11 protein-coding genes are annotated in these 13,838 nt (G+C 38.2%); 9 read left to right on the top strand and 2 right to left on the bottom strand.

What is annotated here, in order from left to right; translation table 11 throughout:
* Window positions 1–239: 239 nt before the first annotated feature.
* From F565_RS0117560 to F565_RS0117525, 8 genes are all read left to right on the top strand, one after another.
* Window positions 240–1,211, top strand: a complete 972-nt coding sequence (locus tag F565_RS0117560; protein WP_020214558.1) for a hypothetical protein — start codon at window positions 240–242, stop codon at window positions 1,209–1,211.
* 26 nt (window positions 1,212–1,237) lie between these two features.
* Entirely contained in the window at window positions 1,238–1,450 is a 213-nt protein-coding gene (locus tag F565_RS0117555) for a hypothetical protein (protein WP_020214557.1), read from the top strand.
* A gap of 248 nt (window positions 1,451–1,698) precedes the next feature.
* Entirely contained in the window at window positions 1,699–3,678 is a 1,980-nt protein-coding gene (locus F565_RS0117550; protein WP_020214556.1) for a tetratricopeptide repeat-containing sensor histidine kinase, read from the top strand.
* A 21-nt stretch (window positions 3,679–3,699) separates the two neighbouring features.
* Window positions 3,700–5,805: an ATP-binding protein gene (locus tag F565_RS22500; protein ID WP_020214555.1), complete on the top strand. Its 2,106-nt coding sequence runs from the start codon at window positions 3,700–3,702 to the stop codon at window positions 5,803–5,805.
* A gap of 16 nt (window positions 5,806–5,821) precedes the next feature.
* Window positions 5,822–7,921, top strand: a complete 2,100-nt coding sequence (locus F565_RS22495; protein ID WP_020214554.1) for an ATP-binding protein — start codon at window positions 5,822–5,824, stop codon at window positions 7,919–7,921.
* Between the two features lie 2 nt (window positions 7,922–7,923).
* On the top strand, window positions 7,924–9,966 hold the full coding sequence (locus F565_RS23290; RefSeq protein WP_020214553.1) for a sensor histidine kinase: 2,043 nt from the start codon (window positions 7,924–7,926) through the stop codon (window positions 9,964–9,966).
* Window positions 9,967–10,040: 74 nt separating this feature from the next.
* Window positions 10,041–10,421, top strand: a complete 381-nt coding sequence (locus F565_RS0117530) for a response regulator (protein WP_020214552.1) — start codon at window positions 10,041–10,043, stop codon at window positions 10,419–10,421.
* A gap of 2 nt (window positions 10,422–10,423) precedes the next feature.
* Window positions 10,424–11,467: a response regulator gene (locus F565_RS0117525; protein WP_020214551.1), complete on the top strand. Its 1,044-nt coding sequence runs from the start codon at window positions 10,424–10,426 to the stop codon at window positions 11,465–11,467.
* A 3-nt stretch (window positions 11,468–11,470) separates the two neighbouring features.
* Here F565_RS0117525 and F565_RS0117520 read toward each other — a convergent pair whose 3' ends face one another.
* Window positions 11,471–12,340, bottom strand: coding sequence for a YitT family protein (locus F565_RS0117520; RefSeq protein ID WP_020214550.1), 870 nt, complete (start codon window positions 12,338–12,340; stop codon window positions 11,471–11,473).
* Window positions 12,340–12,921, bottom strand: coding sequence for an HD domain-containing protein (locus F565_RS0117515; protein ID WP_020214549.1), 582 nt, complete (start codon window positions 12,919–12,921; stop codon window positions 12,340–12,342). The genes F565_RS0117520 and F565_RS0117515 overlap by 1 nt, the downstream gene beginning before the upstream one ends.
* Before the next feature lie 224 nt (window positions 12,922–13,145).
* Here F565_RS0117515 and F565_RS0117510 point away from each other — a divergent pair, with 224 nt between their 5' ends.
* On the top strand, window positions 13,146–13,778 hold the full coding sequence (locus F565_RS0117510) for a 2,3-bisphosphoglycerate-dependent phosphoglycerate mutase (protein WP_020214548.1): 633 nt from the start codon (window positions 13,146–13,148) through the stop codon (window positions 13,776–13,778).
* Window positions 13,779–13,838 lie beyond the last annotated feature (60 nt).

Here is a 13,838-nt window from a genome sequence, read left to right as displayed (position 1 = left end):
GAAAACAATAATGAGTATAACGTTTCTCAGGAAGAAATTTTGATAAATTTTCAGGATATTCATAATTACAAAATTAGCCTATAATTTAAACTACAAGCTTTTACAACAGTATATTTATACAAACGCCATTGGTATAAATGATGTGGCGGCTGTATAATTAAAACATTTACACAGGTAATAACGTACTACTTTTACCACAATTATATAGCTATACATTAAAATCAATCATCAGTCAGAAAATGAAAATCAGGTTATTAATCCTATTGCCGCTAATTACAATATTGCCGGCTGCTGCGCAAAACGATTCTATACCTAAAGAAACGGGAAAGGTAATTACATCAAAATTCCCTACCACACGTGTGTTTGATGTGCAGTACAACCAGCTGGGCCCGGCAGATTATACCACAAAAGCCTTTGGTAATGAGAAGGAAAAAGCCCGTGTAAACAACCATTACCGTTTTAGGGTTTCGGCAAACATACCGGTATATAAAACTAACCGATTTTTTATTACAGGGTCACTACGATATAAGTATGAAGTTTTTGAGTTTGATAATGTGTATGATATTCCTTCCCAGACTAACTATAACAGGCCCACGCAGGAGTTTCATTATTTTGCCGGTGCCGTTAGTGCCACTTATTTTTCTACATTGTTTAAAAAACCTGTAATCTATAATGTTTCGGGTACGGTAGATGCTAACCAGTATGCTTTTCAGCGGGTTAAAGGGCTTGCATCGGCTACGCTCGTATTAAAAAAGAACGACAGGACAACCATTACTGCGGGTGCGCTTGCCATGTTAGACCCATCCTCTATACTGCCTTTTGTGCCTATATTTACTTATGAGCATAATTTTAAAAACTCTCCCTGGACATTAGATTTTATAATGCCACAGCGTTTACTGCTTAAACGTAAACTGCTGGAAAAAGGTCAGCTATCTGTTGGTACAGAACTTAACAGCGAGAATTTTTATTTAAGGCTAAATACCGGCCTGCTTAATGGAACTTATGAATTAAACCAACTGGAACTACGCTCCGGCCTTACCTACGAATACTGGCTTGGCAAAAATCTTATTGGCACTTTTAAAGGGGGGCTTACCAACGTTATTACAACGCGTATAACAGAGAGGGGCGAAAAAACAAGTAAATATGTACTTGAAAGTAAGCAGGATCCGCAATGGTATTTTAATATCGGGATTTCTTACAATCCTTTTTAAGGTGTTAAACTTAAATATAATATGCAATGCCGGTATCAATTTATAAAACGAACATAACATCTAAGGTTAAAATTAAAAAGGTAAAGCCGCTACTTGATGCTTTGCTGCATAATGAAAAATGGAATTTTGACCTTGATGATTGCGATAAAATTTTAAGGATAGACAGTTCTAAAAATGTAAATAACAGTATAGTGGCTGCATTGCACAATGCCGGTTTTAAATGTGAAGAGCTATTCTGATTCCCCCAACCTGATTCTTCAATTACTTATTCATAAATTGTTTTTTGCTAATGCTTAACACTACATGTGTTGGGCATTTTTTGTTTTTACGGCATTTATCAATCAGTATTATAAATAAAAACTTAGTAATAAAGTTGCAAAATGTGTAGTGAATAGTATTATAATGACAGATTACCATTATATTAGCTATGTTAAAATTAAGATAAACAATGATATTTTTTGAAGTCCTTACCTACTTCACAATCTCTATGAAAAAAAGCTTACTTATATTCCTAATAACGTTACCCTTATATGTATTTGCACAAATATCTCCTAAAAAAGAAAGCGAACTAAAGCGACAGTTTGCAAAAGCGGCTCATGACACTACAAAAATAAATATTGCCGGGCAGCTGGGCGGTAGTTACAGGTTTAGCAATATAGATTCTTCTATGGTTTATTTAAACCGTGCCCTAAAGATGAATGACAAATTGCCCAACCAATATGCAACGTTTGCTGTACAAAAAAAGGCTTATCTTTTATCGTTGAGAGGTGCAACAGAATTAGAAGCAGGGAGGTTGCCGGAGTCGTTACAATCTCAGTTTGAGGCATACCGCATAGGCAAAGATTTAAATGACGAGAGCATTATGGCTATAGCGCTTAACAGGATAGGCAATACCTACATGGAATTAGGCGATTACACAAAAGCAAACGACTATTATGTACAGTCTAAAAACCTGTTTAAAGCTGTTGGCAACACTGGCATGTATTACAATGAAGTTTCTAACATAGGTAATATATATGACCTGCTAAAAGTACCCGATTCTACTTTGTACTATCAAACCTTAGTATATAACGCACACATTAAAAACCCGCAAAACAGGTATGATTTTACGATTCCCGAAATAATGTTCAGGATGGGGAATGCCTATAAACTAAATGGCGATACAAACAAGGCTATGAACTTTTACAAAAGAGGCATAGCTGAGGCTAATATTGATAACGATATAAGAAACCTTACCATGAATAACCTGTTCCTCGCAAAGTTATATAATGAGCTTAAAGTACCGGACTCTGCCATGAAATATGCCCGTAATGCAATGCAATCCGGCAGGGCTGTTTCTTTTAGGAAAGGTTTGTATGACGCTTCCCTCCTGCTTAGCGACTTGTATAAAAACAAGGGCGAATATAACAATGCTCACCAATATCTTTCTGTTGCTATGGCCGAGAAAGATAGCCTTATGGGTGCTGAACGTTTTAGGGAACTGCAAAAAATTGTTTTAAACGAGCAGGAGCGTCAGCGGGAAGCTACTGCAAAAAGGATTGCCCTGCAAAACAGCCAAAGGCAGTATGTACTTATAGCCGGTATTTGTATATTTCTTATTATAGTGTTCATTCTTTACCGTAACAACAGGCAAAATAAACGCATTAATAAAAAGTTAGAAAGTACTCTTACTAATTTAAAGTCTACACAGTCGCAACTTATACAGAGCGAAAAAATGGCATCACTGGGCGAACTTACCGCAGGTATTGCCCACGAAATACAAAACCCGCTAAACTTTGTAAACAACTTTAGCGATGTGAGTATAGAATTGCTGGAAGAGATGCAGGAAGAAATAGATAAAGGCGACATAGAAGAAGCCAATGCTATAGCTGTTGATATAAAACAAAACCTCGAAAAAATTGCCCATCACGGCCGTCGTGCCGATGGTATTGTAAAAGGCATGCTCCAGCACAGCCAGTCGTCTACAGGGCAAAAAGAACTTACTGATATTAATGAACTTACAGATGAATTTTTGCGACTCGCCTATCATGGCCTGCGTGCAAAGGACAAAACATTTAATGCCGATTTAGTAACAAACTTCAGCGAAAGCCTGCCTAAAATACCTGTAATACCTCAGGATATTGGGCGAGTACTGCTCAATCTTTTTAACAATGCTTTTTATGCCACACAGGAAAAAAGTAAACAGTCGCAGTTTACAATTAGCAGTTACAAACCCGTAATAAAAGTTACTACATGGCAAAAAGATAATGCCATTATGATTGCCATAAAAGATAACGGCAACGGTATCCCAAATGCTATTAAAGATAAAATACTACAGCCATTTTTTACAACCAAGCCCACAGGTGCAGGTACCGGGCTTGGCCTTTCGCTTAGTTATGATATTGTTGTAAAGGCACACGGCGGCACTATAGAAATTATAGGTAACGAAGGCGAAGGAGCCGAATTTACCATAAGCCTTCCTGTTTAAAATTTATAAAACATCAAGCAAATGAAAAGAATTTTACTTTGTTTCTTATTATTTCTTACAGTACCTGTATTTGCTCAGAACGAATGGCCGGAAGCATTTGTTATGGATAATAATGCAAATATATATACCCACCTCCCTAACAGAAACTGGCAATATATAAATACCGGCGAAGATAGTGTTGCCTTTAACAATGTTATAAAGCCTGAATATTCTAAACGGTTTAAGGAACAAACAAACAAGATATCTAACATTAAAGAAAAAGCACATATATGGGTGCGGTTCAGGATTAAAAATGCAGCAAAAGAGCCATTGATCTTTACCATTTCTGTTTATAATGAAAGAGAAGATGTTTATATTAACCGCAAAAATAAATGGGAACACTTTGTAACCGGTTACATGGTGCCCTGGAGCAAACGTAGCGGAATAAAAAGTATTGACGATATAAAATATACTCTTGCAGCAGGAGAAGAAATAAAAATATATGCAAATTTAGGCGACGTAACTTTTATAAACGGCGTTGGCCCCAAAATAGGTAATTATCTTAAAGTTGTAGACCGTTATTACTTAAGTGCACCCAACTATGCTAAAGATGATGTTTTGTCTTTCGGTTTTTTTGGCTTTATCATTTTTGCATTAATATTCAATCTGTTCTTTTATTACGTTAACCGCGAAAAGGTATATCTTGTCTTTGCATTCCTTTTGTTTTTCTCGGCACTGTTAATTGCCGAAAATGTTTTATCGTCTTTGCTGTTTGGCGAGTACAGGATGGGTTATTCTGCCTTCCTGGCCGCTACAATTATCTTTTTTATAATTACGTTTATACATACGTTACGCTACTTTTTCAGGATAAAGATACATTTTCCGGGTTGGGATAAGTTTTTAATTTATTTCTCTGTTTTTGTTGGAGTTACGGGTTTTGCAGAGTTTATACTTTTTATTAACAACTGGCCTATTCCTTTAATTGTAATAGGTATTATAACTGCTTTAGGATTTTTCGTCTTTTTTATAGCCGCCATAGTAATGATCATTTCATTGCTTCGCAAAAAAGATAAGGAAGCCCGTCTTTTTGTTATTGCCGCAATGCCATTTTTACTAAGTCCCATAATTGCTGCAATTATAGAGTGGGACTGGATATTTGCAGCATGTGGCATGTGGACAATCCTTGTTTTATCCTGGGGAATGTTTGCCCGTTTTAAATCGCTGCAAATAGAGAATGCCCGCGCCGCCCTGGAAAAAGAAGAAGAACGCAACCGCCTTATAGCACAGCAAAATGAATTACTGGAACAGCAGGTAGCAGAGCGTACGGCAGAGCTGCAACACTCGTTAGAGAACCTTAAACAAACCCAGGCGCAGCTTATACAATCAGAAAAAATGGCGTCGTTGGGAGAGCTTACAGCAGGTATTGCCCATGAAATTCAGAACCCGTTAAACTTTGTAAACAATTTTAGCGACGTAAGTGTAGAGCTGTTACAGGAACTTAAAGAAGAGGTAGATAATGGCGACCTTACAGAAGTAAACGCCATTGCAGATGACGTAATACAAAACCTTGAAAAAATTGCGCATCACGGCCGCCGTGCCGATAACATTGTTAAGGGAATGCTGCAGCACAGCCGTTCATCGTCGGGACAAAAAGAGCCAACAGATATTAATATACTTGCCGACGAGTTTTTGCGCCTGGCCTACCATGGCCTGCGTGCTAAAGATAAAAGCTTTAATGCCGAGATGATAACTAACTTTAGTGAAGGCCTGCCTAAAGTAACCATAATATCTCAGGATGTAGGCCGCGTGCTGCTTAACCTTTTTAACAATGCTTTTTATGCTACACAGGAAAAGAGTAAGCAGTCGCAGTTATCAGGGAACGGTTACAAGCCGGTAATTACAGTTACTACATTGCAAAAAGAGGATGTGATACAAATTATTATTAAAGATAACGGAATAGGTATTCCACCTGAAATTAAGGATAAAATACTACAGCCCTTTTTTACTACTAAACCTACCGGCGAAGGTACCGGCCTTGGCTTATCGTTAAGCTATGACATTATTGTAAAAGCCCACGGCGGAACGCTGGATATAGAAAGCCAGCCGGCAGAAGGTGCTGAATTTATTATAACACTGCCCGTTAGCTGATCTTAAAATCCCATAAATGAAAAAAATATTATATCTCTGTGTTTGCTTATTAACCGTTAGTTATGCTTTCGCGCAAAAAAACTTTCCTGAGCCCTTTATTGTAAGTAATGACTTAGACACTAACCACAATCTGCCTGTTGAAAACTGTCAATACCTGGTTACTAAAGATAGTATAAGCTTTAAAGTAGCATCCGGGGCAGAAAGTAATTCTAAATTTAAAACCGGCGTTGAAAAAACTGCCGATGTAGGAGACAAGGCTAATATCTGGATACGCTATAAATTAAAGAATGGTCTTAAATCCCCTAAAAAAATAGTGCTGAGCCTAATTACAGGCCGCTGTGATATGTATGTTACAAACGGTAATACTACCAAACATTTTGTAACCGGTTATTATGTTCCCTGGAGCCAAAAAGATGGTATAAAACGTTTATTACAAATACCAGTAATACTACCGGCAGAGGGAGAAATTACGGTTTATAACCATTATATAACCAAAGCTGGACTGACAAATATCCCAACCCCGATAATAGGTGATTATAATAAAGTAGTTGAAAAAGAACTCACAAAAAAAGTTTCTTACGATGAAGATATGCTTTTAGAGGCAGCACTATTCGGTTTTATACTATTTGCAGCATTATTCAATTTCTTTTTTGTAATAATAACCAGGGAACGGGTTTATGTGCTCTATTTTGTTACACTGCTTATTTGCGCATTATCATACGGAACAGATATTATAGCATCAATGTTTTTTAATGAGAACCCTAGAGCGGTATCATCATTTAATGGTATGGTAAGCTTAATATTGTTATTTATGGTATTGCAAACCTTCAGGGCATTTATTCAATTAAAAAAGACGTTTCCGCTGTGGGATAAATTTTTGCTATGGTACCCCATTTTTTTATTGGCTACCAGCACGATATCGTTAATACGTGGCCCTTTGTTCGTTCAGGAAGTAGCAGAAATAATATCTATAGGCAGTATTTTATTGTTTTTAATAGGTAATATAATAGTACTGATTAAATTGCTTTTAAGAAGAGATAAGCAGGCAAGGATTTTTATTGTAGCCGGAATCCCCTTTTTGGCATGCTTTCTTTTATCAATATTTAATAACCTGGACTATTTAAGAATTATAGGCGGGCTATGGGCTATAATAGTATTATCTTGGGCCATGTTTGCACGCTTTAGGCTATTGATGGAGGAAAATGCCAATCAGGCATTGTTACGCGAAGAAGAACGTAATAAACTTACAGAACAGCAAAATGAAATCCTTGAAATACAGGTAGCTGAACGCACTGCAGAGCTGCAAAGCTCTATAGAAAGCCTTAAGCAAACACAAACCCAACTTATTCAATCAGAAAAAATGGCATCGCTGGGCGAACTTACTGCCGGGATAGCACACGAGATACAGAACCCGTTAAACTTTGTAAACAACTTTAGCGATGTAAGTATAGAGTTGCTTGATGAGATGCAAGAAGAGATGACTAAAGGCGATACCGAAGAAGCTGCTGCAATAGCAGGCGACATTAAGTTAAACCTCGAAAAAATTGCCCATCATGGCCGCCGGGCAGATGGTATTGTAAAAGGTATGCTGCAGCACAGCAGGGCGTCATCAGGCCAAAAAGAACCTACCGACATTAATGTTTTAGCCGATGAATATTTACGCCTTGCCTATTATGGCCTGCGTGCCAAAGACAAAGGCTTTAATGCCGAACTGGTAACAAATTTCGGCGACAGCCTTGCTAAAATAAACATTGTACCGCAGGATGTTGGCCGTGTTTTACTTAACCTGTTTACCAATGCTTTTTATGCAACGCAGGAAAAGAGTAAACAGTCACAGTTTTCAGATGGAAGCTATAAGCCGACAGTAAGTATTATAACACATCAAAAAGATAATACCGTTGAGATTATTGTAAAAGACAATGGCACTGGTATACCCGACGCTATAAAAGATAAAATACTCCAGCCTTTTTTTACCACCAAACCTACCGGCGAGGGTACGGGGCTTGGCCTGTCTTTAAGTTACGACATTGTGGTTAAAGGCCATAACGGAAGCATTGAGATTGATAGTAATGAAAATGAATGGTCTGAATTTAAAATTACATTGCCAATAGCTTAACTATGAAAAAATATATACTACTGCTTGCAGCAATGTTGCTAAGCTATACTGTTACAGCACAGCATGAGCGTGCAATAGATAGCCTGGTAAATCTTGGTTTTTCTCAAAAAAACACGGTTAAGTACTTTCCTGAAATTAACCGGGACAGCCTGTTGCAATGTGTATATATGGCAGCCACTACCGAAAAACGTGTTGACCTTGCCTACCAGATAACCTCTTTTAATGGCATCCTTCCTCAAAAAGAGGCACTAATGTATTATGACAAGCTACTAAAATACAGCCACAAAACTGGCGATAAGCCTTTTGAAGCTATAATAATGAGCGAAATTGCCTATTATATTGCTATTAATGGCAACACAGCCAGTGCTCTTAGTATGTTAACAAAAGCACTTGCTATAGCAAAAAAATCTGGTAATAACCACGCAATAGGCATTGTATATGCCAACCTTGGGGTTAGTTATCCTCAAAATCTGGAAATGAAAAAAAAATATTTCCAGTTGGGCCTAAAATATTCTTTATTGGCAAAAAACGATTTTTTTGCAGCCTCTGTCTATGTTAGCATTTATAGCGTATATATAGAACTTAAACAAAAAGATTCTGCCCAATATTATTTTTATGAAGGGCTTAAGTATAGTATAGAACATCAGCGCGACGAAGCTTTTTCTCCTATGGCAATTATGTATGTAAGAGGAAAAAGCAACGCTCCTTATTATTATAAAAAAATACTTAAAAGGCCCTATGTAAAAGTGCAGGGTTATTTGCGCGCCCAGATATTAATGGAGCTTGCCGGTTACTACAAAGGCCGTAACATGATCGATTCGACAGTATACTATGCCGACCAGTCTAAACAATTACTAAAATCAGAAGATTATGTTACCCAGCGGTATCACACCTATGGGTTGTATCAAATTTATAAAGGTATAAATGCCGACAGTAGTAACGCTTATATAGAAAAGAACCTTATTATAAGAGATAGTATTTTTAGCAGCCGCAACATGGAATATGCTGCCAGCATGAAGTTTACCGAAGAGCAGCAGGCACGTGAACTTGCCCTTAACTACAAAAACAACCTTAAACTGTATGTACTGGCAGGCATTGTGCTTATAATTCTTATTGTTTTGCTGTTGCTTTGGCGCAACAACCGCATACAGAAAAAAGCTTTTGCCGACCTTGAATTGCAAAAACAGGAAACTGAGACTCAGAAATCTGTTGCAGAAGTGGCACTATCTGAACTTAAACAAACCCAGAACCAGCTTATACAATCAGAGAAAATGGCATCGCTGGGCGAGCTTACTGCCGGGATAGCACACGAGATACAAAACCCATTAAACTTTGTAAACAACTTTAGCGATGTAAGTATAGAGCTGCTCGATGAAATGCAGGAAGAAATGGCTAAAGGCGATGCCAAAGAAGCTGCCGCAATAGCGGGCGATATTAAGTTAAACCTTGAGAAAATTGTCCATCACGGCCGCCGTGCAGATGGTATTGTAAAAGGTATGCTACAGCACAGCCGCGCATCATCGGGACAAAAAGAGCCAACTAATATTAATATATTGGCTGATGAATATTTACGCCTTGCCTATCACGGATTACGTGCTAAAGACAAAAGCTTTAACGCCGATCTGGTAACTAATTTAGACGAAAGCCTGCCTAAAATAAACATTGTTCCACAGGATATTGGGCGTGTTTTGCTTAACCTGTTTACCAATGCTTTTTATGCTACTAACGAGAAGAGTAAGCAGTGGTCAGTAAACAGTTATCAGTCGCAGTTTGCAAGAGAAGGTTATAAACCAATAGTTTCCGTAAGCACCCACCACAAAGGAAACGCCGTCGAAATTATTATAAAAGACAACGGTACTGGTATTCCGGATACAATAAAAGATAAAATACTGCAGCCGTTCTTTACCACAAAGCCCACAGGCGAGGGTACGGGACTGGGCCTTTCTTTAAGCTATGACATTGTGGTTAAAAGCCATAACGGAACAATAGAAATTATAAGTAATGAGGGCGTTGGCAGCGAATTTATTATTAAAATCCCGGTGTAAACATTTGCTCAGGGCTCAGGAATTTAAGTGTAATTTAACTATATTGCAGCGTTTCCAAACAACAAATTTTCAGCATGGCTATAAAAATATTAGTAGTAGATGACGAGGCCGATGTACAGCCACTTTTCCTGCAACGGTTTAGGAAAGAAATTAAAAATGAGGAAGTTGAATTTGATTTTGCCCTTTCCGGAGAGGAAGCCTTGAAGTATCTTACAGACCATTACTCTGAAGTAGTGCTTATATTATCTGATATAAATATGCCTGGCATGAGCGGTATAGAGCTGCTGTCTAAAATAAGGACACAATACAGCGCACCACCGCCTGTAGTAATGATGGTAACTGCTTATGGCGACGACGAAAACCACAGACAGGCCATGCAAAACGGCGCCAACGATTTTTTAACCAAACCACTTGATTTTAATTTACTAAAAGACAAGCTTAAACACCTTACATAATAATGTCTAAAATACTTGTAGTAGATGATGAAGCGGATCTTGAGATACTCGTAAAACAAAAGTTCCGCAAAAAAATACGCGAAAACATATACGAATTTGTCTTCGCACAAAATGGCGAAGAAGCCCTTGAAAGAATAAAAGAACACCCGGACCTGGAAGTTATATTAAGCGATATAAACATGCCGGTAATGGACGGGCTTACGCTTTTAACACGCCTTGCAGAAGTTAACCCAACACTTAAGGCAGTTATGGTATCTGCTTACGGAGATATGCAAAACATACGGTCTGCCATGAATAAAGGGGCGTTTGATTTTGTTTTTAAACCTGTAGATTTTGATGACCTTGACCTTACCATACAAAAAACAGTTGTGCATGTAAGGCAAATGCAGGAAACTATTAAGGCCATTAAAGAAAATAACATACTTAAAATGTATGTAGACGAGAATGTGCTAAACTTTATGGCACATAAAGAGTTTGAAACCAGCCTGCTTAAAAACGAAGTACTTGATGCTACTGTTATGTTTATAGATGTGTGTGGTTTTACCTCTATTACAGAACAAATTCCGGCTAATACAGTAGTGACACTCTTAAACGGTTTGTTTGATAAAATTGTTGCCGGTATCATAGCCCAGAATGGACACGTAGATAAATTTATGGGCGATGCCGTTATGGCGGTCTTTAGGGGAGAATTTCACCTGGACAGGGCTATAGATGCCGCATTGGCCATACGCGAAGAAATTAAAAATACCGAAGAGCTTATTGCCGGTGAGAAAACTTTTAAACCCGAGATATCGATAGGGATAAACTCGGGCGAAATGGTATCGGGTAATATTGGTTCGGCATCTTTAAAAAGGCTCGATTACACAGTAATAGGCGATGCTGTAAACCTGGCGCAACGATTACAATCTGTTGCTAAGGCAGGGCAGATACTTATTACAGAAGAAATATACCACAAGGCAAAAGAATCATTTAAGTGCAATCCTGCAGGCGAGTTTACTTTAAAAAACAAGGTAAAACCCGTAGTTACCTACGAGGTTGCCGAATAACTGTTAATGCCTGGCATGGCGGCTTAATACCCCGCCGGCCGTTTCTTTAATAACATTAGTAAATACAAATGCTTTTGGGTCCAGTTCGTGTACAATGTTTTTAAGGCGCCTAAGTTCTAAACGTGTTACTACTGTAAAAACAATATCGCATGGCTGACTTATGTTATAACTGTCCTTAAGAAAGCCTCTTTCGCCTTTATAAATGGTTATACCCTTGCCCAGGGTCATTACAAGTTCTTCTTTTATAAGTTCGCTCTGGCCGCTTATTATAGTTACACCATTAAATTCCTCAATGCCCTCTACTACAAAGTTTATGGTTCTCGATGCACAATAATACGTTAATATAGAGTACAATGCCGTGGGCAAACCCAACTCTACAGCCGCAACTAAGAATATTATTATATTAATACCAAGTATTATTTCGCTTATGGTAAAGCTTATGCGCTTGCCTGTATATAATGCCAGTACCTCTACCCCATCGAGCGCATAACCACCACGCATGGCAAGGCCAATGCCTATTCCCATAAAAACACCTCCAAAAATAGATACCAGTAATTTATCTGATGTAATTTCCGGGTACGGAATAAATTGCAGGCATAGTGCAAGGCCTATAATTGCCAAAAAGGTTTTTATGGCAAACCCCTTATTTACCTGAAAGCCCGCCATAATTATTAAAGGCAGGTTTGCCACTACAATTACAACACTTATGGGCCAGTGGTATAGCTCATGTAATAAAAGCGATAAACCTGTAATACCTCCGTCAAAAAAACTGTTAGGTACTAAAAAGCCCTTTAATGCAAAACCACAAAAAAGAATACCGGCGGTGGCATAAAGTACATCTACAATAGTATGTTTAGCAAAAAGTTCTTTCATTATAATGTATTCTTAGATAGTAGTATAGTTAGGTTTTCCTGTTTTTTGGCGTTACGCTGTTGCAGGTTTGTTTTTGTAAAGTAATGGTGCTTTTGCAAAAAATCTATTTGCAGGCGGTTCCAGTCATCTTCATTACTAACCTTACCGGCAGTAAGCATTTCAAGATACAGCCCGTGGCCGGTTTTAAAAAAATCGTCACGGCCCAGATAATCAAGGTCGGCATCGCAAATAATTTCTTCCGTTTTAGAGTGCGGGTTTTGTGGCAGTTTCGTAGCCATTATAATGCGGCAAATCGTATCTATATCGGCAGCATTGTAGCCGTAATTGGGTAAAACCTCCGCTGCAATTTTACAAGATATGGCCTCATGCCCGTCACTTTGTGTTAAATAGCCCGAATCATGATATAAAGCGGCAATAAGCAGCAGTTTTGTATCGGCAACGTTTATGGCCTCCTCTTTAGCTATATAAGCCGCATGATTATATACATCGAGCGTATGCTTAACCGTGTGGTAATGCAAATGGGGAGCTAATTCATTGGTTAACCTGCCAAGTATAAATTGAGATTCCGGTAGCTGAAGCATATATAGATATTAGCGGCTAAAATACAAAAAATTATATATTTTGTACAGCATAATAATAATTTGGTAATAGTAAAATCAGGAATTTATATAATTCATAAAGTTTACTTAATCCCGATAGCGCGTTTCATTTAAAGACAGGCTGTTATTGTTTTCTTAAATACTTTTTACAGGTATAACGAGTACGCAAATGGGCTATATTTGTAAGAACTTCTATACTATTTTATATGCCGGTTTTAATATTATTACGTCACGGGCAGTCTGTCTGGAACCTGGAAAACAGGTTTACAGGCGATACAGATATAGACCTTACACCCGCCGGCGAGCAGGAAGCTGCCCTTGCCGGAAACCTTCTTCAGGATTTTCATGTAGATGTAGCCTATACCTCTATGCTTAACAGGGCGATGCATACCTTAAATATCGTATTGTCAAAAATAGGTACAACAATACCGGTTATACGATCGGCAGCATTGAATGAGCGCAATTATGGTAGCCTTCAGGGACTTAATAAAGCCGAAGTAGAAAAGCAGTACGGCACTAAACAATTAGTGCTATGGAGGCGGAGTTATGATACAGCGCCGCCCAACGGCGAAAGCCTTAAAGATACCTACAACAGGGTAATACCGTACTATAACGAAGAAATAGCACCACAGTTACAGGCAGGCAAAAATGTGTTGATAGTAGCACATGGCAACAGCCTTAGGGCGCTAATGATGTACCTTGAACATATTAGCGTTACCGATATTACCGGTATAAATATAGCTACGGGCATACCAAGGCTGTACACATTTACAAGCGATATGCAACTTCTTGATGCCCATTATTTAGCCAACGCGGCACCGGAACCTGCCACAAAATAAGTACAATAAACTATAGTAAAAAGCAAAACAGCCCATTAGAGCTGTTCTGTTGTTTATTGA

Source organism: Flavobacterium rivuli WB 3.3-2 = DSM 21788 (genome assembly GCF_000378485.1).
GTDB classification, from domain to species: domain Bacteria; phylum Bacteroidota; class Bacteroidia; order Flavobacteriales; family Flavobacteriaceae; genus Flavobacterium; species Flavobacterium rivuli.
The sequence above is the reverse complement of the archived record's forward strand: the minus strand, read 5'-3'. Positions and strand labels throughout refer to the sequence as shown.